Below are 20,263 nucleotides of genomic sequence, written 5' to 3'. Positions count from 1 at the left end.
GGCGCATGGAACCAGAGACCAAGGCCGCCGGGGATTCCCGGCGGCTTTTCGTATTCAATGCCGGTTTTTTCACCCGCCCGCGCCTGCGCCGCATCCTGGAACTGGCGGGCTGGTCGCCGCGCCTGGGCCTTCCCGGCCCGGGGGATTGCGTCGGCATCTGGGGCGCCAGCCCGACCGCCTGGCGCGGCAAGGCCATGGCCGCGCGGCGCGGCGGCCGGCTGGTGCATGTCGAGGATGCCTTCCTGCGCTCGGTCCTGCCCGGCCGCGCCCGCGGCGCGGTCGCCAGCCGCGGTCCCATCGGCTTGCTGATCGACCCGATCGGGCTGCATTTCGACCCCGGCGCGCCCTCGCTGATCGAAACGCTGGTGCGCGATCCCGACACCCTGGCGCTGCGACAGGCCGCGCGCGCCGCCATCGACCGGCTGATCGCCGCGGATCTGTCGAAATACAACGCCCATCTGCCGCAGGCCGCGCCGCCGCCGTCCGGCTATGTCCTGGTGATCGACCAGACCCGCGGCGATGCTTCGCTGCTGGGGGCGGGGCGCGCGGATTTCCTGGCGATGCTGCAGGCCGCCCGCGACGAGAATCCCGGCCTGCCGCTGGTGGTCCGCAGCCATCCCGAAACCGCCGCCGGCCTGCGCCCCGGCCATGTCGGCCCTGCCGACCTGCGCCCCGGCGAGCGGTTCTGCGACGGGCCCGTCTCGCCCTGGGCGCTGCTGCGGGGGGCGGCGCGGGTCTATGCCTGGTCCTCGCAGCTGGGTTACGAGGCGATCCTGGCCGGCCACCGCCCCCGCATCTTCGGCCAGCCGTTCTATGCCGGCTGGGGCCTGTCCGACGACCGGCACGCCTTTCCCCGCCGCGAACCCGCCCCGGTCGAGGCGCTGTTCGCGGCCAGCCATCTGCGCGCGCCGGTCTGGTACGATCCCTGTCTGGACCGGCTCACCGATTTCGAGGGCGCGCTGCGCCAGATCGAGGCCGAGGCCCGCGCCTGGCGCCAGGACCGCGACGGCCATCGCGCCTATGGCATCCGGCTGTGGAAGCGCCCCTTCGTCGCGCGCTTCTTCGGCAGCGGCAAGGGCGTCCGCTTCGTCGCCAAGCCCGACCCGCAAGTCACGCTCGCCTGGGCCAACCGCGCCGCCGAAGTGCCCGGCGCGCTGCGGATCGAGGACGGCTTCATCCGCTCGCGCGGCCTGGGTGCGGCGCTGGTGCCGCCGCTGTCACTGGTGGCGGACGACCTGGGCATCTATTACGATCCCGGCCGCGAAAGCCGCTTCGAGCGGCTGATGGCCGAGCCGGTGCCGCCCGGCGGGCGCGATCGCGCCATGCGGCTGGCCCGGCTGCTGGCGCAATCCGGCATCACCAAATACAACCTCGCCGGCTCGCCCCCGGCCCTGCCGGCCGGCCACCGCATCCTGGTGCCCGGCCAGGTCGAGGACGACGCCTCGATCCGCCTCGGCGCCGGGGAGGTGCGCACCAATCTGGCGCTGCTGCAGCGCGCCCGGGCCGAGAACCCCGACGCGGTGCTGGTCTACAAGCCGCATCCCGATGTCGAGGCCGGGCTGCGCCCCGGCCTGATCCCCGAGGCCGAGATGGCGCGCCTTGCCGATGTCGTTGCCCGCAATGCCGGCGCCGATGCGCTGATGGCGCAGGTCGACCAGGTCTGGACCATGACCTCGACCCTGGGCTTCGAGGCCCTGCTGCGCGGCCTGCCGGTGACCACGCTGGGCGCACCCTTCTATGCCGGCTGGGGGCTGACCCGCGATCTGGGCCGGATCCCCGAACGCCGGCGGGCACAGGCCGATCTGGCGACGTTGGCGCATTGCGCCCTGATCGCCTATCCGCGCTATTTCGACCCGGCCAGCGGGCTGCCCTGCCCGCCCGAGACCGCCGTGGCGCGACTCTGCGATCCGGCGTTCGGCGGCGCGGGCGGTGCGGCGGTGCGGTTGCTCGCCAAGGCGCAGGGGGCGTTCAGCAGCTATGCCTGGATCTGGCGGCGCTAGTCGCGCAGCCAGCGATGCATCAGGTCGGGCCCGATCCGCCGCGCCTCGACCAGGTGGAAACGCGGCGCCTCGGCCAGGCGCTCCAGCCCCAGCGCGGCAATCCCGGCCCGGCCGTCGCTGCCCAGCACCAGGCCGGCACCGTAGCCGATCAGCTGATCGACCATGCCGGCCCGCAGCAGGCCGGCCGCCAGCACCCCGCCGCCTTCGCAGAAGACGCGGGTCAGGCCCCGCGCGCCAAGCTCGGCCATGAACTGCTCGGGCCGGCCCGCGACCTGCCAGAGCGGGCCATGCTCGGATCCCTCGGCCGGCAGTTCGGGCAAGGGGCGCGACGATACCACGATGCGCACCGGCTGCCGCACCGGGCCGAAGCCGCGCACGTTCAGTCCCGGCCGGTCAGCGCGCGCGGTCTCGCCGCCGACCATCACCGCGTCATGGCCCAGGCGCAGCGCATGGACATGGCGACGCGCCTCGGGCCCGGTGATCCACTGGCTTTCGCCCGAGGCGGTGGCGATGCGGCCGTCGAAGCTGGTGGCCAGTTTCAGCGTCAGCATCGGCCGGCCGCGCTGGATGCGGCTGAGGAAGCCGCGCTGGACATCGCGCGCCTCGGCCTCGCAGATGCCCTCGGTCACCGCGATGCCGGCGGCGCGCAGGATGGCATGGCCGCGCCCGGCGACGCGCGGGTCGGGATCGGTCAGGGCGGTGACGACGCGGACGACGCCCGACCGCACCAGCGCCTCGGCGCAGGGCGGGGTCTTGCCGTGATGGGCGCAGGGTTCCAGCGTGACATAGGCGGTGCCGCCGCGCGCCGCCGCGCCGGCCTGGGCCAGCGCCATCGCCTCGGCATGCGGCCGTCCGCCGGGCTGGGTCCAGCCGCGTCCGACCACGATGCCGTCGCGGACCAGCACGCAGCCCACCGCCGGATTCGGCCAGACATTGCCCAGGCCCCGCCGCGCCAGTGCCAGCGCGTGCCGCATGTGGCGCCGGTCGCTCACTCCTCGGCGGCGCCCGGCCGCAGTTCCGAGACGAACTTGTCGAAATCGTCCGCCGCCTGGAAATTCTTGTAGACGCTGGCGAACCGCACATAGGCCACGGTGTCGATCCGGGCCAGCGTCTCCATCACGATCTCGCCGATGACCTTCGAGGGGATGTCGGTGTCGCCCATGCTTTCCAGCCGCCGCACGATGCCCGAGATCATCTGGTCGATGCGCTCGGGCTCGATCGGCCGCTTCTGCATGGCGATGCGGATCGAGCGCTCCAGCTTGGTGCGGTCGAAATCCTCGCGCCGGCCGCTGGACTTGACCACCACCAGGTCGCGCAGCTGTACCCGCTCATAGGTGGTGAAGCGCCCGCCGCAGGCCGGGCAGAACCGCCGCCGCCGGATGGCCACGTTATCCTCGGCCGGACGCGAATCCTTGACCTGGGTATCCACATTTCCGCAGAACGGACAGCGCATCCCTTGTTCCCCCAAAGCCCCAAACCGCTGCCAGTATAGGCAAGCCCAAATCGCTTGGGTAGGCCCGATGATGCACCCACAAGATCGGCCATGCCGGCGTGCCGGGTGACGTAACGGCACCTGGCGGGTCGGGCCCGGATCGGCGGCGAAAGCGGCGCTGCCGTCTCGACAGGGTGGCGGGGCCGTGCGACATTCCGGTCGTCGGCCGCCGGGAAACGGCCGATCAATGCGGAGGAACTCATGAAAAAAACCAACCAGTTCGACCGGCGCGCCTTCCTGACCCGCGCCACGGTTGGCGGCGCCACGGCGGCCGCCGGCGCGGCGCTGGCCGCGCCCGCCATCGCGCAGGAGATGCCCGAGGTGAAATGGCGCCTGACCTCGGCCTTTCCGAAGTCGCTGGACACCATCTATGGCGGCGCCGAAGTGCTGTCGAAACACCTGTCCGAGGCCACCGACGGCAAGTTCCAGCTGCAGGTCTTCGCCGGCGGCGAGATCGTGCCCGGCCTGCAGGCCCAGGACGCGGTCACCGACGGCACGGTCGAGGCTTGCCACACCGTCGGCTATTACAGCTGGGGCAAGGATCCGACCTTCGCCTTGGGTTCGGCCGTGCCCTTCGCGCTGTCGGCCCGGGCGATGAACGCCTGGCAATATCATGGCGGCGGCATCGACCTGTATAACGAGTTCCTGGCCACGCATAACATCTTCGGCCTGCCGGGCGGCAATACCGGCGTGCAGATGGGTGGTTGGTTCCGCAAGGAAATCAATACCGTGGCCGATCTGCAGGGCCTGAAGATCCGGGTCGGCGGCTTTGCCGGCAAGGTGCTGGAACGGCTGGGCGCGGTGCCGCAGCAGATCGCCGGCGGCGACATCTACCCGGCGCTGGAAAAGGGCACCATCGACGCTTCGGAATGGGTCGGCCCCTATGACGACCAGAAGCTGGGCTTCTTCAAGGTCGCGCCCTATTACTACTATCCCGGCTGGTGGGAAGGCGGCCCGACCGTGCATTTCTTCTTCAACAAGGCGAAATACGAGGGGCTGCCCCCAAGCTACAAGTCGTTGTTGCAAAGCGCCTGCCAGGCGACCAACGCCGACATGCTGCAGAAATACGACCACCTGAACCCGATCGCCCTGAAGGAGCTGGTGGCCTCGGGCGCCCAGCTGCGGCCGTTCAGCGCCGAGATCCTCGACGCCTGCGCCAAGGCCGCGAACGAGGTCTATGCCGAGCTGGAAGGCTCGAACGCCGCCTTCAAGAAGATCTGGGAGTCGATCAAGGTGGCGCGGGCGGATTGGTATCTCTACAACCAGACCGCCGAATATACCTATGACACGTTCATGATGATCCAGCAGCGCAACGGCGCGCTCTGAGCCATCACCGGACTGCCGGGGCCGCTGCGAGGGATCGCGGCGGCCCTTTTTGCTGGTCGCGCGGGCGGCAATGGAAAAAGGCGGCCCGCGGCCGCCTTTCCCGTCAGTTGCCGGAGGGTTGCGCCGGGGCGGTCAGACCCGGCGGCGGTCCCGAAAGCGGGCCGCCGAGCCCGTCTGCCGGCGCCGCCGCTTCCGGAGCTGCCCCGGCCTCCGGCGCCGCCTGGGTGGCGGGTGTGCCGAAATCCGGCACGCCGCCCAGGCCGCCAGGCGCCGGAATGCCGCCGGGCGCCGCCGTGTCGGGGACCGAAGTCGCGGAAGGGGTCGTCGGGGTGCCGAAATCCGGCACGCCGCCCAAGCCGCCCGGGGCCGGAATGCCGCCGGGCTTGGTGGTCCCGGTCGCCGCACCCGGCGCGGCGGGTTTGCCGAAGGGATCGCCAAGCCCGCCAAGGCCACCCAGACCGCCCAGACCACCGCCCGAGGGGATCTCGATCTTGACGTTCGAGGTGTCGATCGGCGCGCCCTTGTAATGCATGACGAGGCCCGGGAACAGCATGACCACCGCCACCATCACCATCTGGATGCAGACATAGGGCACCGCGCCCCAATAGATCTGCCCGGTGGTCACCGGCTGCATCATCCGGCCCGTCACCTTGTCGCGATAGGGCGATTTCGGCGCCACCGAGCGCAGGAAGAACAGCGAGAAGCCGAAGGGCGGGTGCATGAAGCTGGTCTGCATGTTCACCCCCAGCAGCACGCCGAACCAGATCAGGTCGATGCCCATCGCCTCGGCCGCCGGCGCCAGCAGCGGCACGATGATGAAGGCCAGCTCGAAGAAGTCGAGGAAGAAGGCCAGCAGGAAGACCAGCACCGAGACCGCGATCAGGAAGCCGAACTCGCCGCCCGGCAGCGAGGTCAGCAGATGCTCGACCCAGACATGCCCGTTCACGCCATAGAAGGTCAGCGAGAACACCCGCGCCCCGATCAGGATGAACATGACGAAGGCCGACAGCCGCGTCGTGGCCAGCAGCGCCTGGCGGATCACGTCATAGCTCAGCCGGCCCTTGATCCCGGCCAGCAGCAGCGCGCCGACCGCGCCCATGGCGCCGCCCTCGGTGGGCGTGGCGATGCCCAGAAAGATCGTGCCCAGCACCAGGAAGATCAGCGCCAGCGGCGGGATCAGCACGATGATGACCTGCTGCGCCAGCCGCGACATCAGATTGATCTTCAGCGCCTTGTCCAGCAGCGCCAGAACATAGATCACGATCACCGCCAGCGCCGGGGCCAGGATGTCGGCATCGCGCCCCTGGGTCGGGTAGAGCCAGCGGAAGGTCAGCCAGGCCAGGCCCAGGGTCAGCGCCAGCGCCACGAACAGCGAGGTCACGCCCGAGCCGAGCGTCCGCGCCTCTTTCGGCAGGGCCGGCAGGCTGTTCGGCCGGATCAGCGTCATCACGAAGATATAGGACAGGTAGATGCCGGTCAGCACCAGACCGGGGATCAGCGCGCCCTTGTACATGTCGCCGACCGAGCGGCCGAGCTGGTCGGCCAGCACGATCAGCACCAGCGAGGGCGGGATGATCTGCGCCAGCGTCCCCGAGGCGGCGATGGTGCCCGAGGCGATGCGCCGGTCATAGCCGTAGCGCAGCATGATCGGCAGCGAGATCAGCCCCATGGCGATGACCGAGGCCGCGACCACGCCGGTCGTCGCCGCCAGCAGCGCGCCGACGATGATCACCGCATAGGCCAGACCGCCGCGGACCGGGCCGAACAGCTGGCCGATGGTGTCCAGCAGATCCTCGGCCATGCCGGATTTCTCCAGCACGATGCCCATGAAGGTGAAGAAGGGAATGGCCAGCAATGTCTCGTTCGACATCACCCCCCACAACCGTTCGGGCATGGCGTTCAGCAGCGGCCAGCTCAGGTTGATGTTGCCACCCGAGAGCGGCGCCAGTTCCACGCCGATGACGAAGAACAAAAGCCCGTTCGCGGCCAGCGCGAAGGCGACCGGATAGCCGAAAAGCAGAAACAGCACCAGCGAGCCGAACATGATCGGCGCCATGTTCACCGCAATGAATTCCATCATTTGCGGGTCTCCTCGCCCTGGGTCTCTTCGTCGAACGCGGCCTGCATCTCGCGCACCATGACCTCGCCTTCCATGGCCGCGGCCTCATGCGCCGAGACGAAGGGGGCGGGATCCTCGATGATGCCGCGCATGACGGCGATCTTCTTGATGATTTCGGAAATGCCCTGGAAGAACAGCATGACGAAGCCGACCAGCAGCAGCATCTTGGCCGGCCACAGGATCAGCCCGCCGGCATTGGTCGAGACCTCGCCGCTGCGCCAGGAGCGCAGCACCCAGGGGTAAAGATACCAGATCATCAGCGTGACGAAGGGCATCAGGAAGAACACATGCCCGATCAGGTCGATCCAGTGCTGGCGGCGGCGCTTCCACATGCCATAGATGATGTCGATGCGGATATGCTCGTTTTCCTTGAGCGTATAGGCCGCGGCGCCGAGAAAGGCGGCGCCGTACAGGTACCATTGCAGTTCCAGCCAGGCGTTGGACGAGGTGTTCAGCACCTTGCGGATGATCGCGTTGCCGGCGCTGACCAGCACGGCGACGAGGATCAACCAGCTTGCACTGCGGCCGATCGCCGAGTTGACGCGGTCGATGCCGCGAGAAAGCCCCAGCAGGGCACCCATGTGACAACCTCCCTCAGATGTTCTTATGGCCCTTGAGCAGGGGGTTTACCCCCTTGATGTAGCCGTTTCGTATGAATGAACCGCTAAAGGCGGTCAAGAAAAAGCCAAAAGACGTCACGGCGCCTGCAGCAGTGCGGTCAGGGCCAGCAGCCCCGCGACCTCGCCCGCCTGCTGCATGGCGCCCAGCACGTCGCCGGTCTGGCCGCCGAGCCGGCGCAGGGCCCGTCGCGCCAGCCAGAGCTGCGCCGCCGCCATGGCCGCCGCCGCCAGAAGCCAGGCCGCAGGCGGATATGGCAGGCGCAGCGCCGGCGCCAGCAGGGCCACGGCGCCCAGCACCAGCGCGGCGGCGACGCTGCCTCGCCGCGGCCGCCCCGCGGCATGGCCCAGCCCGTCAGACCGGGCCGGCGGCATCAGCCCCAGCGCCGCCGCCATTCCGGCGCGCGAGGCGGCGGCGATCCCGGCCAGCGCCAGGGCGGCCAGCCAAGGCTCGACGGCCAGGGCGGCAAGTGCCGCCACCCGCAGCCCCAGGGTCACGATCAGCGCCAGCACGCCATAGCTGCCGATGCGGGAATCGCGCATGATCTCCAGCCGCTGCTCGCGCGTGGCGCCGCCGCTGCCATCGGCGAAATCGGCCAGCCCGTCCTCGTGCAGCCCGCCGGTGGCCAGAATCGTGGCGCCGACCGCCAGCAGCGCCGCGACCGAAGCCGGCAGCCCGGCGACAACGGCCAGGCCCAGCACGGCGGCACCGGCCAGTCCGACGGCCAGCCCGGCCAGCGGAAAGGCCCAGGCCGCCTGTGCCAGCGTCGGCGGCCTGGCGGGCAGCCAGCGGCCCGCGGGCAGCCGGGTCAGCCAGACCAGCGCCAGCGCCGCCTGACCCGCAAGCCTAGCCAATCCCGGCCTCGGCAAAGGTCGCCATGCCGTTGTGGCATTCCAGCGCCGCGCGCAGGATCATCAGCGCCACCGCCGCGCCCGAGCCCTCGCCCAGCCGCATGTCCAGCGTCACCACCGGCTGTTTCCGCATCACCGCGATCAGCCGGCGATGGCCCGGCTCAGCGCTTTCATGGCCGATCAAGCAATGGTCCAACGCATTCTCGTCGTTCACCAGCAGCACGCCCGCCGCCGCCGAGCAGATGAAGCCGTCCAGGATCACCGGGATCCCCAACTCGCGCGCCCGGATCACCGCGCCGCAGATCGCCGCCTGCTCGCGCCCGCCATAGGAGCCCAGGATCGAGGCCGCCGTGGCCGCGCCCTTGTGGCGCTTCAGCCCGGCCTCGACGGCGGCGATCTTGCGGGCCAGCACCGCGTCATCGGCGCCGGTGCCGGGGCCGACCCAATCCGCGGCGCTGCCGCCGAAGGTCGCCGCCGCCAGCGCCGCGGCGACGGTGGAATTGCCGATCCCCATCTCGCCCAGCAGGATCACGTCGGCCTGCGGGTCCACGGCGTTCTTGCCGGTCTGGATGGCGGCGACCAGCTCGTCGATCTCCATCGCCATGCCCCGGGTGAAATCGCCGGTGGGGCGGTCCAGGTCCAGCGCGATCACCTGCAGCTCGACGCCGGCCAGCCGGCAAAGCTGGTTGATCGCCGCGCCGCCGTTGCGGAAATTCGCGACCATCTGGGCGGTGACCTCGACCGGGAACGGGTTCACCCCCTGCGCGGTGACGCCGTGATTGCCGGCAAAGACCAGCGCCTGCGCCCGCGCGATCACCGGCCGCTCGCGCCCTTGCCAGCCGGCCATGAACACCGCCAGCTCCTCGAGCCGGCCCAGCGAGCCGGGGGGCTTGGTCAACTGGTCCTGGCGGTCGCGGGCGGCGGCGGCGGCGGTCTCGTCGAACTCTTTCAAGATGTCCCTTTCTGCGGTTTCAGGCAGAGCGGCAGGCCGCTGACGGCCATCCAGACCTCGTCCGCGACCCCGGCGACCGCCTGGTTCATCCAGCCATGCTCGTCCCGGAAGCGGCGGGCAAGCGCATTCTCGGGCACGATGCCCAGGCCCAGCTCGTTCGTCACCAGCACCACCGGGCTTTGCTGGGCGGCCAGCAGCTCGCAAAGCGCGCCGACCCGCGGGCCGGGCCGATCCTCGGCCGCCATCAGGTTCGACAGCCACAGCGTCAGGCAGTCGACCAGCCGCACCCCCTGCCCGTCGGTGCGCGACAGCGCGAGGGCCAGGTCGCGCGGTTCCTCGACCGTCTGCCAGCCGGGGCCGCGCCGGTCGCGGTGCCGGCCGATCCGCTGCGTCATTTCGTCGTCCCGGGCCTCGGCCGTGGCGATGTAGAACCGCGCGCCCGGATGACGGGCGGCGATGGATTCGGCCAATGCGGACTTGCCCGAACGGGCGCCGCCGGTAACCATGGTGATGCGCGGAACGTTGCTCATGTCCGTGTTGTTTCACATGGGCGGGCGCTGCGAAAGCCGGAAATCTTTCTTGCTGTCTTACCCCACATTCTCCAAGTAAGTCGCTGATTTCGCTGTCGTAATCGTGATATTTCGCATATAAATCATGGCGTTGACGGCTGCGAGGGGCGCGTTTCATGGATCACCTGGAGGGTGCGGGCTTGGCGCGGGGAGATCGGGTTGATTTCGACCGCCGTGTGCGTCTGGAGTTCCGTGGTGCGCAGATCAGTTCAGACGGTGGCCTGCTGGTGATGCGCGAGCTTGATGACGTGCTCGGCCTGTCCAATCTGGCGTCGGAGGCGCTGCGAGACAGCCGCACCGGGAAGAACACGCTCCATCGGCTTGACGGATTGTTCCGGCAATCGGTGTTCGGACGACTGGCCGGATACGAGGATGTGAACGATGCCGACCGCTTGGCCCTCGATCCCGTGATGCGTCAGGTCGTTGGCGGCAGGGCCGTCGAGGCGCAAGCTGCTTCGGCATCGCAGATGGGACGGTTCGAGACCGAGACGCTGGCTCTGGCCGCGAACCGGGCGGCGCTGGCCGATCTGAACGGCCAATGGATCGACCGGTTTCATGACCGCAACGGGTTGAAATACATCGTGCTGGACATGGACAGCTCGGTCAGCCCCACCCACGGCGATCAGGAAGGTGCTGCCTGGAACGGGCATTTCGACTGCACCTGCTATCACCCCATCTTCTTGTTCAACCAGTTTGGCATGCTGGAGCGCTGCGCCCTGCGTAACGGCAATGTCCACAGCGCCGATGGCTGGCGGGATGTCCTTGATCCCGTCATTGCCCGATATGCTGGCCGCGACCTTGGTGGACGCTTCTTCCGGGCCGACGCTGCCTACGCGATCCCCGCGATCTATATGCGGCTGGAAGAAGCCAGGTTCTTCTACGCCATCCGTCTGCCCGCCAACGCCGTCTTGCGCGAGAAGATCGCGCATCGGCTGACACGGCCCGTGGGACGGCCTTCGCTGACCAAGGTCAAACGGTTCTTCGAGGACTTCGAGTATCAGGCGGCGTCCTGGGACAAGCCGCGCCGCGTCATCGCCAAGATCGAATGGCATCCGGGCGAGCTGTTCCCCAAAGTCGGCTTCATCGTCACCAACCTGCCGATGGAGCCAGACTGGGTGGTGAGGTTCTACAACCAGCGCGGCACCGCAGAGCAGCACATCAAGGAAGGCAAATATGCCTTTCGCTGGACGCGGCTGTCATGCCGGAAGTTCCGGCACAACGAGGTGCGGCTGCAACTGCACGCGCTGGCCTACAACCTGGCAACCTTCCTGCGCTGCATCGAACTGCCCGAGGCCATGGCGGACTGGTCGTTGACCAGCCTGCAACTCAAGCTGATCAAGATCGGCGCCCGCGTCGTCCGCCACGCCCGCGCCATTACCTTCCAGTTGGCCGAGGTCGCCGTCACCGGCCCGATGGTGCGGGCCGTCCTTGCCGCCATCCGCCGTCTTCGAACGCCTCCGTCATGCGCATGACCACGATCCATGCCCAAGCTGAACGAAAGCGGCAGGACAGGTCCGTCTGCCGCGCGGAAAAGCGGCTCTGCCGGGCCAGAATGCTGCGGGTTCGAGGCTTGATCCACCCGACTTCGGCCGTTTGCGCGACGACAGACACCGCTCGGGGCGAAAAACGCTTGCCCAGCGAGCAAAATCAGGCGATCTTGAAGTCAAGCGGCAGGCCACTTGGGGAATGTCGGCTTACAGGTTTTGCGCTCAATTTCGATCATCCGCGCGGCAAATACAGCAAGAACCGCGCCATGAACCATCAGAGAGGTGCCCCATGACCCGTCTGTTCCTGACCACCGCGCTGGTTGCAGGCATGGCCCTGCCCGCGCTGGCCGCCAAGCCCGCCGAGGGCGAGAAGCTGGCCGAGAACCAGTCCTATACCTTCTGGCTTCTGGACGCGATCAAGACCGCCGATCCGCAGAAGAACACCGATGTCGAGGGCTCGGACATCATCCGCCAGCTCTTCGAGGGCCTGCTGAACGAGGATGAGAAGGGCGCGCCGGTCCCCGGCGTCGCCTCCTCGTTCGACCTGTCCGAGGACAAGCGGACCTATACCTTCCACCTGCGCCCCGAGGCGAAATGGTCGAACGGCGACCCGGTCACGGCCGGCGATTTCGTCTATAGCTGGCGGCGGCTGGCCGATCCGGCCACCGCCAGCGAATATGCCTGGTTCATGGAGCTGATGAACGTCGAGAACGCCACGGCGGTGGTCAAGGGCGAGAAGCAGCCCGAGGAGCTGGGCGTCAAGGCCGTCGACGACCACACGCTGGAGGTCAGGCTGACCACGCCGACGCCCTATTTCCCCAAGATGGTCACGCATGCCTCGACCTTCCCGGTCAACCAGAAGGTGGTCGAAGCCGAGGGCGACAACTGGACCGAAGCCGGCAAGCTGGTCGGCAACGGCGCCTATGTGCTGAAAAGCCACGACCTGGGCGTGCAGATCAGCATGGACAAGAACCCGGAATACTGGGACGCCGGCAATGTGATCATGGAGCACATCAAGGGCCTGACGGTGAACGACAACAACGTCGCCCTGACCCGCTATCAGGCCGGAGAGCTGGACCGGGTGCAGATCCCGGCCGGGCAATATCCGCGGCTGGAGAAGGAATTCCCCGACCAGGCGGTCTCGATCCCCTATTCCTGCACCTATGCCTATCTGTTCAATGTCAGCGACAAGGGCCCCGAGGCGCTGAAGGACGTGCGGGTGCGCCAGGCGCTGAGCTATGCCATGCAGCGCGACGTGGTGGTGAACCAGATCCTGCAGGGCGGCCAGAAGCCCGCCTATAACTGGACGCATTGGGCCATCGAGGGCTTCCAGATGCCCGAGATCGACTATGCCGCCTGGACCCAGGCCGAGCGGCTGGAAAAGGCCAAGGCGCTGCTGGCCGAGGCCGGCTACGGCCCCGACAAGCCGCTGAAACTGACCCTGCAATACAACACCGACGAGAACCACAAGAAGATCGCCATCGCCGCGCAGCAGTTCTACAAGCAGATCGGCGTCGAGCTGACCCTGAACAACGTGGAATGGAAGGTGCATACCGACCGCATGCAGTCGCAGGATTTCGAGATGGCCCGCTATGCCTGGTGCGCCGACTATAACGAGGCCTCGACCTTCCTCGATTATTTCCGGTCGACCGGGATGAATTACGGCAAGTATTCCAACCCCGAATTCGACAAGCTGATGGACCAGTCCAAGACCTCGGACGATCCCAACGTGCAATACACCGCGGCCGAGAAGATCCTGGCCCAGGACATGCCGCTGGTCCCGGTCTACCAGTATTCCAAGGTCGACATGATCCGCGACGACATCAAGGGCCTGCCGACCGAGAACGTGATGAACGACTGGTATGCCAAGGACATCTACCGCATCCAGAAGTAAGATCCGGGGGCGGCCGCGCGGCCGCCCCTCCGATCCTGTCCGGCACCTGTCCTTGGGAACCTGCGCATGTTCGGCTTCATCCTCCGGCGGCTCGCGGTCGCCATTCCGACGCTGCTGCTGCTGATCGTCGTCTCCTTCCTGCTGATGCATGCCGCCCCCGGCGGCCCCTTCACGCAGGAACGCGCCCTGCCGCCGCAGGTGCTGGCCAACCTGAACGCGAAATACGGGCTCGACGAGCCGCTGTGGCGGCAGATCGTCAACTATGTCTGGGGGATCGTGGCGCATTTCGACTTCGGACCCAGCTTCGTCTATCCCGACCGTTCCGTGAACCAGATCATCGCCGCCGGCTTCCCGGTGACGCTGACCTATGGCGGCATCGCCTTCGTCGTCGCGGTCGGGGTCGGCGTCGGCCTTGGCGTGGCGGCGGCGATCCGGCAGAACAGCTGGATGGACTACCTGGCCGTCGGCGTCTCGATCGGCGCGCAGGTGCTGCCGAACTTCGTCATGGCGCCGCTGCTGGTGCTGGTTTTCACCCTGTGGCTGGGCTGGCTGCCCGGCGGCGGCTGGGGCGGGCCGGTGTACTGGATCATGCCGGTGGTGGCGCTGGCCACGCATTTCATGGCCTCGATCGCCCGCATCACCCGCAGCTCGATGCTCGAGGTGCTGGGCTCGAACCACATCCGCACCGCCCGCGCCAAGGGCCTGCCCGAGCGCGCGGTGATCCTGCGCCATGCGCTGAAGCCGGCCATGCTGCCGGTCATCAGCTATCTTGGCCCGGCCTTCGTCACCATGATCACCGGCTCGGTGGTGATCGACATGTATTTCTCGACCGGCGGCATCGGCCGCAGCTTCGTCGATTCGGCGCTGAACCGCGACTATGCGGTGATGATGGGGATCACCATCCTCGTCGGGGCGCTGACCATCCTTTTCAGCCTCGTGGTCGATGTGCTCTACGCCTGGATCGACCCGAAGATCCGGTACTGAGCCATGATCGACAGCCGTCAGATGCAATCGCTGGCCGCCCGCCTGGCCGAGCCCGAGGTCAGGGGCCGCAGCCCCTGGGCCGATGCCCGCCGCCGGTTTCGCCGCAACAAGGCCGCCATGGTCAGCCTGGTGGTGCTGGTCCTGGTCGGGCTGTTCGCGATCTTCGGCAACCAGCTGGCCGCCTGGTCGAACGAGGAGATGGACTTCGCGATCATGGGCCAGGCCGCGCAGCTTGGCGCGCCGAGCTGGTCGAACGGGCATTATTTCGGCACCGACGATCTGGGCCGCGACCTGTTCTCGCGCACCGTGCAGGGCACGCAGGTCAGCCTGATGGTCGGACTGATCGGCGCCGGCATCGCGGTGGTCGTGGGCACGCTTTACGGCGCCACCGCCGGCTATGTCGGCGGGCGCACCGACGGCATCATGATGCGCGCGGTCGACGTGCTGATGTCGATCCCCTACATGTTCGTGCTGATCCTGCTGCTGGTGGTCTTCGGCCGTTCGATGTCCATGCTGTTCCTGGGCATCGGCCTGATTTCCTGGCTGGACATGTCCCGCATCGTGCGCGGCCAGACCCTGAGCCTGAAGAACCGCGAGTTCATCGAGGCGGCGCGCGCCACCGGCGTTCCGGCCTGGCGGATCGTCCTGCGCCATATCGTGCCGAACCTCATGGGCGTGGTCGCGGTCTATGCGACGCTGCTGGTGCCGCTGATGATCCTGTCGGAAAGCTTCATCAGCTTCCTCGGCCTCGGCGTGCAGGAACCGCTGACCTCCTGGGGCGCGCTGATCTCCGAGGGCGCGGGGACGATGAACTACGGCACGCTTTGGCAGCTGGCCTTTCCGCTGTTCTTCTTCTGCATCACGCTGTTCGCCTTCTTCTTCGTCGGCGACGGCTTGCGCGATGCGCTGGACCCGAAGGATCGCTGACATGGCCCTGCTGGAAATCCGCGACCTGAACGTGCGCTTCGCCACCACCGACGGCGAGGTCTCGGCCGTGAACGGCATCGACCTCGATGTGGCCAAGGGCCAGACCCTGGGCATTGTCGGCGAAAGCGGCTCGGGCAAATCGCAGCTCGCCTTCGCCGTCATGGGCCTGCTGGCCAGGAATGGCCGCGCCACGGGTTCGGTCCGCTTCGACGGCACCGAGATCCTGAATGCCGCGCCCAAGGCGCTGAACCGGATCCGCGCCCGCCGCATCGCCATGGTGTTCCAGGACCCGATGACCAGCCTGAATCCCTATATGCGCGTCTCGGACCAGATGGCCGAGGTCTTGATGCTGCACAAGGGTATGGGCAAGCGCGAGGCCGTGGCCGAGGCGGCACGGATGCTCGACGCGGTCAAGATCCCCGACGCGCGCGCCCGCATCCGGCTTCACCCGCACGAGTTTTCCGGCGGCATGCGCCAGCGGGTGATGATCGCCATGGCGCTGCTCTGCCGCCCCGACCTGCTGATCGCCGACGAGCCGACCACGGCGCTGGACGTGACCGTGCAGGCGCAGATCATGGAGCTGCTGGCCGATCTGCAGCGCGAATTCGGCATGGCGATGATCCTGATCACCCATGACCTCGGCGTGGTCGCCGGCGCTTGCGAGCGGGTGATGGTCATGTATGGCGGCCGGGTGATGGAGCGCGCGCCGGTCGGGTCGATCTTCGCCGATCCCGCGCATCCCTATACCCAGGGCCTGCTGGCGGCGATCCCGCGCGTGGACCAGAAGGGCGAGCGGCTGACCGCGATTCCCGGCAGCCCGCCCAACATGACCAACCCGCCGCCCGGCTGTCCCTTCGCGCCGCGCTGCGCCTATGCCATGCCGGTCTGCGAGACCATGCCGCCGCTCGACCCCTTCGCACCGGGGCGCGAGCGGGCCTGCCATGCCAGCCTGGCCACGGTGCGCGCCGGCCATGCCCCGCAGCCCGCCCTGCCCGAGCCCGCCGCCGCCGATCAGGACGAGCCGCCGACCGGGACGCTTCAGGAGGCCAAGCCATGACCGCCAAGCCGCTGATCGAGGCGCGAGACCTGCGCGTCAGCTTCCAGCTTCCCGCGCAAGGCGCCCTGCCCTGGGCCAAGCCGCGGCTGCTGCATGCCGTCGGCGGGGTGGATTTCACCCTGATGCCGGGCGAGACGCTGGGCATCGTCGGCGAATCCGGCTCGGGCAAGTCGACGCTGGCGCGGGCGCTGACCGGCCTTGTCCCGGCGACGGGCCGGGTGATCTGGCAGGACGGCACCGACCTGATCGGCCTGTCGCCGCGCCAGATGCTGAAATACCGCAGCCAGATCCAGATGGTGTTCCAGGATCCGCTGGCCAGCCTGAACCCGCGCATGACCGTCGGCCAGATCATCGCCGAACCGCTGACCACCCATCGCAAGGGGCTGGGCCGCGCCGAGGTCAAGGTCCGCGTCAAGGACATGATGGACCGCGTCGGCCTGCTGCCGAACCAGATCAACCGCTATCCGCACGAATTCAGCGGCGGCCAGTGCCAGCGCATCGGCATCGCCCGCGCCCTGATCGTCGAGCCGAAGCTGGTGATCTGCGACGAGCCGGTCTCGGCGCTGGACGTGTCGATCCAGGCCCAGGTCATCAACCTGCTGGCCGATCTGCAGCGCGACCTGGGCCTGGCGCTGATCTTCATCGCCCATGACCTGTCGGTGGTGAAGCATATCAGCGACCGGGTGCTGGTGATGTATCTGGGCCGGGTGATGGAGCTGGCCGGGTCGCAAGCGCTCTATGCCGATCCGCAGCACCCCTATACGCAGGCACTGCTTTCGGCCGTGCCGGTCCCCGACCCGGAGCTGGAACGCGACAAGCGGATGATCCCATTGCGGGGCGAGCTGCCCTCGCCGATGAACCCGCCCTCGGGCTGCGTGTTCCGCACCCGCTGCCCGCGCGCGCAAGCCCTCTGCGCCGCCGAGCGGCCGGCGCTCTTGGGCGACGGCCACCTGACCGCCTGCCATTTTCCCGGCGCGCTGCGCCCCGAGGAACTGGCGACAAGTGCCTGACCAATCATCCGGTCACAGATCCGCTTGCTGGCCGGCTCGGGACCGGCGCAGCATGGCGCCATGAGGATGGACCCGATTCGCGACACCACCGACGAGGCCCGCGCCCTGGCCCGGCAATTGCTCGCGGGTGCGCGCCATGCCGGCCTTGGCACGCTGGACCCCGGAACGGGCGTGCCGCTGGTCACCCGCATCGCCTTGCAGACCGATGCGGATGGCGCGCCGCTGGCGCTGCTCTCGGGGTTGGCGGCGCATACGCGTGCGCTGGCCGCCGATCCGCGCGCCGGGCTGCTGATCGCGGCCGAGCCGGCCAAGGGCGACGCCATGACCCATGCCCGGCTGTCGATCCTGGGCCGCGCCCTGCCCGTCCCGGCGGACGAGGCGCGCCGGGCGCGGTGGCTGGCGCGCGATCCCAAGGCCGGGGTCTATCTCGACCTGCCCGATTTCCGCTTCTGGCGCATCGAGCCGCTGTCGGGCCTGCTGAATGCCGGCTTCGGTCAGGCGTTCAGGCTGCAGCCCGCCGACATGCTGAAGCCCCCGGCAGAGTGATCCGCCGGGGCCCTTGGAACAAGATCGCGGAACGGCCCCACCCTAGTCGGGATTGTCCATCCGCGCCCGCAGGCTGACCGAACCGCGCACCGCCGCGTTCCAGTTCAGCGCGATCTGGCGCTGGTTCGCCGCCAGCTGGGTCTGCACCCAGGGCATCTCGCTGACGCGGGTATTGGCCGAATTGGTGATGGCGCTGGTCGCGACCACGGATTGCACGTTGCGCACCCAGCCGTTGAAGGGCAGCGCCTTGTCCACCGTGATCAGCCAGCGGTTCGCGGCGGTGGCCTGGCTGTGGCTGATGTCCACCGGATTGGCGACATAGGTGTTCACGCCGTTGAACATGTTGCCCTGGAACTGGATGTTGCGCATCCGCTGATAGTTCAGGTCGGCAAAGGTGGTGTCCACCCGGTCGATGCGGGTGATCTTGTTCACCAGCGACTTGAACACATTGCCCATCACCGCCAGGCCATGGATGAAATGCCCGCTGCCATAGGGCTTGACCACCAGCCAGTTGAAGCCCAGCGTCGTGTTCGAGGCCAGGAAGGTGTTGCCGGTGATGGTCAGCCCGCCAAAGGAATATTCGTCGCCCAGGAAATCCGGCGCCGCGTCGTGCTCGTTCGTCCATTCGATCGAGCAATTGTCGATGTAATTGCCGGTCACCGTCGCCTGCACGTTGGTCTGGGTCAGGATCAGCCCGCCGAAGCGCACGCCGTTCTGGGCATTGTCGCCCTGGAACCAGTGATTGCCCTCGATCATGTGGCCGCCGCCGTTCATCACCGCGAAATGCGCGAAGCGGATGAAGCGGCTGTGACGGATCTTGGTGTCGTTGTTGTTGACGTTCAGCGCGATGGTGCTGCGGTTCTGCGCCAGATCGCCCATCTCGTTCGACAGGAATTCGCAGCGGTCGACCAGCATCCCCTGGCAGGCCGAGCCGATCGAGGTGATGCCGCGATCCTTCGGCCGGGTGAAGTAACAGTCGCGGAAACAGTTCATGGTGCCGGTCTTGGCCAGCATGACGCCGCTGGCATTGCCCTCCAGCAGGAACTCGATGTCGTCGAAGTTGAAGCGGCTCAGCTGCTCCATCTCGGCGAAGTCGAAGGCGTAGCGATAGCGGTGGAAGGTATAACTGCGCGTCCCCGCCCCGCCGTAAAGCGGGTTCGACAGCGTCAGCGTGCCCTGGGCCAGGTTCTTGTCGCGGACATAGACCTCGCGCCCGACGCCGTTGCCGGCCACGCGCGAGCCGATCTCGATATTGGCGACATTGCCGACGCCGGACAGGGTCAGCGACTGGTTCGGGTTGTAGGTCGCGACCGAGGTGACGGTCGCCGTGTCCCAGGCCGGGCCGGGGGTGATGCTGATCTGGCCGTTGGCGATCACCCGGCGATTGGCAAAGCTGGTCATGCCCGGGACCGCCCCGGCGATGGTGATCGGCTCGGCCAGGTGCACGACCCGGCCGCACAGGTCCAGCACCGCATGGTCGGTGAAACCCAGCAGCGCCTGCAGGGCACGCTTCAGCCCCTCGGTCTCGTCGCCGAAGGCCGAGGCGTAGCTGGGAAAATCGAAGCTGCGCGTCAGCGCCAGCCGGGCCGCGCGAGGCATGCGCAGCGTGCCGGTAAAGCGGATGGGCGAGGCGATGCTCAGGTCCGAGCCGATGAAATAACTGCCCTCCGGAACCAGCACGCCGCGCCCGGCAGCCGCCTGATCGGCGGCCAGGAAGGCGGCCCGGTCGTCGGCCACGCCGTTGCCGACGGCGCCGAAATCGCGCACGTCCACCCAGTCCAACATCCCCGGCACGAAGGCCGCCGTCACATCCTCGATCGCCACGCTTTCGATTCGGATCGAGCCGTTGTTGTCGCCGGTCAGATCCAGACCGAAATGGCCGAAGGCGGCGTTGCGCCCCCAGGGCATGTCCACGCCCTCGCGCCGGCCCGAGCCGACGATGGCCGAAACCTCGACCACCTGGCCATAGCCCGGCAGCGCCACCGCCGGGCCCACCTGCGTCATGCCCGCGACATTCTCGCCCGCGGCATTGCCGGCGAAGGCCGCGATGCGCACCTGCGGCAGGTTGCCGGCGATGGCCTTCACCCGGGCCGAAATGCGCAGATAGCTGCCCGGATTGATCGGCGTGCGCCGCATGTAGCGGATCGAGGTCACCGTCTGAATCTTAAGGATCTCGAGGCAACTGCCGAAATCCTCGTCCGCCGGGACGATCGCCGCATTCGCCGCCCCCGCCCAGGTCGGAGACCCGGCCCGGCCATCGCTCTGGGACCACTGATTCAGGCCCAGCCGGAAGGCGCGCGGCATCAACGACTGGTTGCCGATAATCGCAATGGTCATGCCAATTTCTCCCTATTCCAGATCATGCGAGGCGGATGCCCGCGCGGTCTGTCAGGACTCTGGCAATCTGGCGTTAACCGGCCGTTAACCGGGC

General features: G+C 68.1%; 18 protein-coding genes. 10 read left to right on the top strand and 8 right to left on the bottom strand.

What is annotated here, in order from left to right; genetic code table 11:
* Nucleotides 1-5: 5 nt before the first annotated feature.
* Entirely contained in the window at nucleotides 6-2,000 is a 1,995-nt protein-coding gene (locus NBE95_RS16915) for a capsular polysaccharide biosynthesis protein (protein ID WP_289895398.1), read from the top strand.
* On the opposite strand, the gene ribD is transcribed toward NBE95_RS16915, so the two are convergent.
* The gene (ribD, locus tag NBE95_RS16910; protein ID WP_289895954.1) at nucleotides 1,997-2,974 is read right to left on the bottom strand and encodes a bifunctional diaminohydroxyphosphoribosylaminopyrimidine deaminase/5-amino-6-(5-phosphoribosylamino)uracil reductase RibD; all 978 of its coding nucleotides are present in this window, start codon (nucleotides 2,972-2,974) and stop codon (nucleotides 1,997-1,999) included. The two genes, NBE95_RS16915 and ribD, sit on opposite strands and share 4 nt — an antisense overlap.
* Before the next feature lie 14 nt (nucleotides 2,975-2,988).
* Nucleotides 2,989-3,453 (bottom strand): transcriptional regulator NrdR, encoded by a 465-nt coding sequence (gene nrdR, locus NBE95_RS16905; protein WP_289895397.1) that lies wholly within the window; start codon nucleotides 3,451-3,453, stop codon nucleotides 2,989-2,991.
* A 240-nt stretch (nucleotides 3,454-3,693) separates the two neighbouring features.
* Between nrdR and NBE95_RS16900 the strand changes: the two genes are divergently transcribed.
* Nucleotides 3,694-4,818, top strand: coding sequence for a TRAP transporter substrate-binding protein (locus tag NBE95_RS16900; RefSeq protein ID WP_289895396.1), 1,125 nt, complete (start codon nucleotides 3,694-3,696; stop codon nucleotides 4,816-4,818).
* A gap of 103 nt (nucleotides 4,819-4,921) precedes the next feature.
* On the opposite strand, the gene NBE95_RS16895 is transcribed toward NBE95_RS16900, so the two are convergent.
* The 5 genes from NBE95_RS16895 to cobU form a co-directional block, all read right to left on the bottom strand.
* Complete coding sequence (locus tag NBE95_RS16895; RefSeq protein ID WP_289895395.1) at nucleotides 4,922-6,898, bottom strand: TRAP transporter large permease subunit; 1,977 nt, start codon at nucleotides 6,896-6,898, stop codon at nucleotides 4,922-4,924.
* Nucleotides 6,895-7,518 (bottom strand): TRAP transporter small permease subunit, encoded by a 624-nt coding sequence (locus NBE95_RS16890; RefSeq protein ID WP_019351383.1) that lies wholly within the window; start codon nucleotides 7,516-7,518, stop codon nucleotides 6,895-6,897. Before NBE95_RS16890 ends, NBE95_RS16895 begins: the two co-directional genes overlap by 4 nt.
* A gap of 114 nt (nucleotides 7,519-7,632) precedes the next feature.
* Complete coding sequence (cobS, locus tag NBE95_RS16885; protein WP_289895394.1) at nucleotides 7,633-8,409, bottom strand: adenosylcobinamide-GDP ribazoletransferase; 777 nt, start codon at nucleotides 8,407-8,409, stop codon at nucleotides 7,633-7,635.
* Nucleotides 8,402-9,358, bottom strand: a complete 957-nt coding sequence (cobT, locus tag NBE95_RS16880) for a nicotinate-nucleotide--dimethylbenzimidazole phosphoribosyltransferase (protein ID WP_289895393.1) — start codon at nucleotides 9,356-9,358, stop codon at nucleotides 8,402-8,404. The genes cobS and cobT overlap by 8 nt, the downstream gene beginning before the upstream one ends.
* Nucleotides 9,355-9,888: a bifunctional adenosylcobinamide kinase/adenosylcobinamide-phosphate guanylyltransferase gene (gene cobU, locus NBE95_RS16875; protein WP_289895392.1), complete on the bottom strand. Its 534-nt coding sequence runs from the start codon at nucleotides 9,886-9,888 to the stop codon at nucleotides 9,355-9,357. The genes cobT and cobU overlap by 4 nt, the downstream gene beginning before the upstream one ends.
* Nucleotides 9,889-10,043: 155 nt before the next feature.
* On the opposite strand from cobU, the gene NBE95_RS16870 reads away from it, so the two are divergent.
* The 8 genes from NBE95_RS16870 (at nucleotide 10,044) to NBE95_RS16835 (ending at nucleotide 17,832) form a co-directional block, all read left to right on the top strand.
* A complete protein-coding gene (locus tag NBE95_RS16870) occupies nucleotides 10,044-11,399 on the top strand; it encodes an IS1380-like element ISPme1 family transposase (protein WP_012112698.1) in 1,356 nt (451 codons plus the stop codon).
* Nucleotides 11,396-11,707 carry a hypothetical protein gene (locus NBE95_RS16865; protein WP_289895391.1) on the top strand — a complete coding sequence of 104 codons (312 nt, stop codon included), beginning with the start codon at nucleotides 11,396-11,398 and terminating at the stop codon, nucleotides 11,705-11,707. The genes NBE95_RS16870 and NBE95_RS16865 overlap by 4 nt, the downstream gene beginning before the upstream one ends.
* A complete protein-coding gene (locus NBE95_RS16860; protein WP_289895390.1) occupies nucleotides 11,704-13,308 on the top strand; it encodes a peptide ABC transporter substrate-binding protein in 1,605 nt (534 codons plus the stop codon). The genes NBE95_RS16865 and NBE95_RS16860 overlap by 4 nt, the downstream gene beginning before the upstream one ends.
* Before the next feature lie 66 nt (nucleotides 13,309-13,374).
* Nucleotides 13,375-14,292 (top strand): oligopeptide ABC transporter permease OppB, encoded by a 918-nt coding sequence (gene oppB / locus NBE95_RS16855; protein ID WP_289895389.1) that lies wholly within the window; start codon nucleotides 13,375-13,377, stop codon nucleotides 14,290-14,292.
* 3 nt (nucleotides 14,293-14,295) lie between these two features.
* Nucleotides 14,296-15,219: an ABC transporter permease subunit gene (locus tag NBE95_RS16850; RefSeq protein ID WP_289895388.1), complete on the top strand. Its 924-nt coding sequence runs from the start codon at nucleotides 14,296-14,298 to the stop codon at nucleotides 15,217-15,219.
* 1 nt (nucleotide 15,220) lies between these two features.
* Nucleotides 15,221-16,276: an oligopeptide/dipeptide ABC transporter ATP-binding protein gene (locus NBE95_RS16845; protein ID WP_289895387.1), complete on the top strand. Its 1,056-nt coding sequence runs from the start codon at nucleotides 15,221-15,223 to the stop codon at nucleotides 16,274-16,276.
* Complete coding sequence (locus tag NBE95_RS16840) at nucleotides 16,273-17,286, top strand: oligopeptide/dipeptide ABC transporter ATP-binding protein (protein WP_289895386.1); 1,014 nt, start codon at nucleotides 16,273-16,275, stop codon at nucleotides 17,284-17,286. The genes NBE95_RS16845 and NBE95_RS16840 overlap by 4 nt, the downstream gene beginning before the upstream one ends.
* 60 nt (nucleotides 17,287-17,346) lie before the next feature.
* Complete coding sequence (locus NBE95_RS16835; RefSeq protein WP_289895385.1) at nucleotides 17,347-17,832, top strand: pyridoxamine 5'-phosphate oxidase family protein; 486 nt, start codon at nucleotides 17,347-17,349, stop codon at nucleotides 17,830-17,832.
* Between the two features lie 42 nt (nucleotides 17,833-17,874).
* Here the strand turns inward: NBE95_RS16835 and NBE95_RS16830 are convergent, their stop codons facing one another.
* The gene (locus NBE95_RS16830) at nucleotides 17,875-20,169 is read right to left on the bottom strand and encodes a glycosyl hydrolase family 28-related protein (protein ID WP_289895384.1); all 2,295 of its coding nucleotides are present in this window, start codon (nucleotides 20,167-20,169) and stop codon (nucleotides 17,875-17,877) included.
* Nucleotides 20,170-20,263 lie beyond the last annotated feature (94 nt).

It is taken from the genome of Paracoccus sp. TOH, assembly GCF_030388245.1.
In the GTDB taxonomy this organism is placed as follows: Bacteria; Pseudomonadota; Alphaproteobacteria; order Rhodobacterales; family Rhodobacteraceae; genus Paracoccus; species Paracoccus simplex.
Note: the sequence above shows the minus strand (reverse complement) of the source record. Positions and strands in the feature narration are given on the sequence as shown.

Excerpts from the sequence above, each read along its gene's own strand:
- NBE95_RS16915 (WP_289895398.1), top strand. The coding sequence starts at position 6 with ATGGAACCAGAGACCAAGGCCGCCGGGGATTCCCGGCGGCTTTTCGTA.
- ribD (WP_289895954.1), bottom strand. The coding sequence starts at position 2,974 with ATGCGGCACGCGCTGGCACTGGCGCGGCGGGGCCTGGGCAATGTCTGG.
- nrdR (WP_289895397.1), bottom strand. The coding sequence starts at position 3,453 with ATGCGCTGTCCGTTCTGCGGAAATGTGGATACCCAGGTCAAGGATTCG.
- NBE95_RS16900 (WP_289895396.1), top strand. The coding sequence starts at position 3,694 with ATGAAAAAAACCAACCAGTTCGACCGGCGCGCCTTCCTGACCCGCGCC.
- NBE95_RS16895 (WP_289895395.1), bottom strand. The coding sequence starts at position 6,898 with ATGATGGAATTCATTGCGGTGAACATGGCGCCGATCATGTTCGGCTCG.
- NBE95_RS16890 (WP_019351383.1), bottom strand. The coding sequence starts at position 7,518 with ATGGGTGCCCTGCTGGGGCTTTCTCGCGGCATCGACCGCGTCAACTCG.
- cobU (WP_289895392.1), bottom strand. The coding sequence starts at position 9,888 with ATGAGCAACGTTCCGCGCATCACCATGGTTACCGGCGGCGCCCGTTCG.
- NBE95_RS16870 (WP_012112698.1), top strand. The coding sequence starts at position 10,044 with ATGGATCACCTGGAGGGTGCGGGCTTGGCGCGGGGAGATCGGGTTGAT.
- NBE95_RS16865 (WP_289895391.1), top strand. The coding sequence starts at position 11,396 with ATGACCACGATCCATGCCCAAGCTGAACGAAAGCGGCAGGACAGGTCC.
- NBE95_RS16860 (WP_289895390.1), top strand. The coding sequence starts at position 11,704 with ATGACCCGTCTGTTCCTGACCACCGCGCTGGTTGCAGGCATGGCCCTG.
- oppB (WP_289895389.1), top strand. The coding sequence starts at position 13,375 with ATGTTCGGCTTCATCCTCCGGCGGCTCGCGGTCGCCATTCCGACGCTG.
- NBE95_RS16850 (WP_289895388.1), top strand. The coding sequence starts at position 14,296 with ATGATCGACAGCCGTCAGATGCAATCGCTGGCCGCCCGCCTGGCCGAG.
- NBE95_RS16845 (WP_289895387.1), top strand. The coding sequence starts at position 15,221 with ATGGCCCTGCTGGAAATCCGCGACCTGAACGTGCGCTTCGCCACCACC.
- NBE95_RS16840 (WP_289895386.1), top strand. The coding sequence starts at position 16,273 with ATGACCGCCAAGCCGCTGATCGAGGCGCGAGACCTGCGCGTCAGCTTC.
- NBE95_RS16835 (WP_289895385.1), top strand. The coding sequence starts at position 17,347 with ATGAGGATGGACCCGATTCGCGACACCACCGACGAGGCCCGCGCCCTG.
- NBE95_RS16830 (WP_289895384.1), bottom strand. The coding sequence starts at position 20,169 with ATGACCATTGCGATTATCGGCAACCAGTCGTTGATGCCGCGCGCCTTC.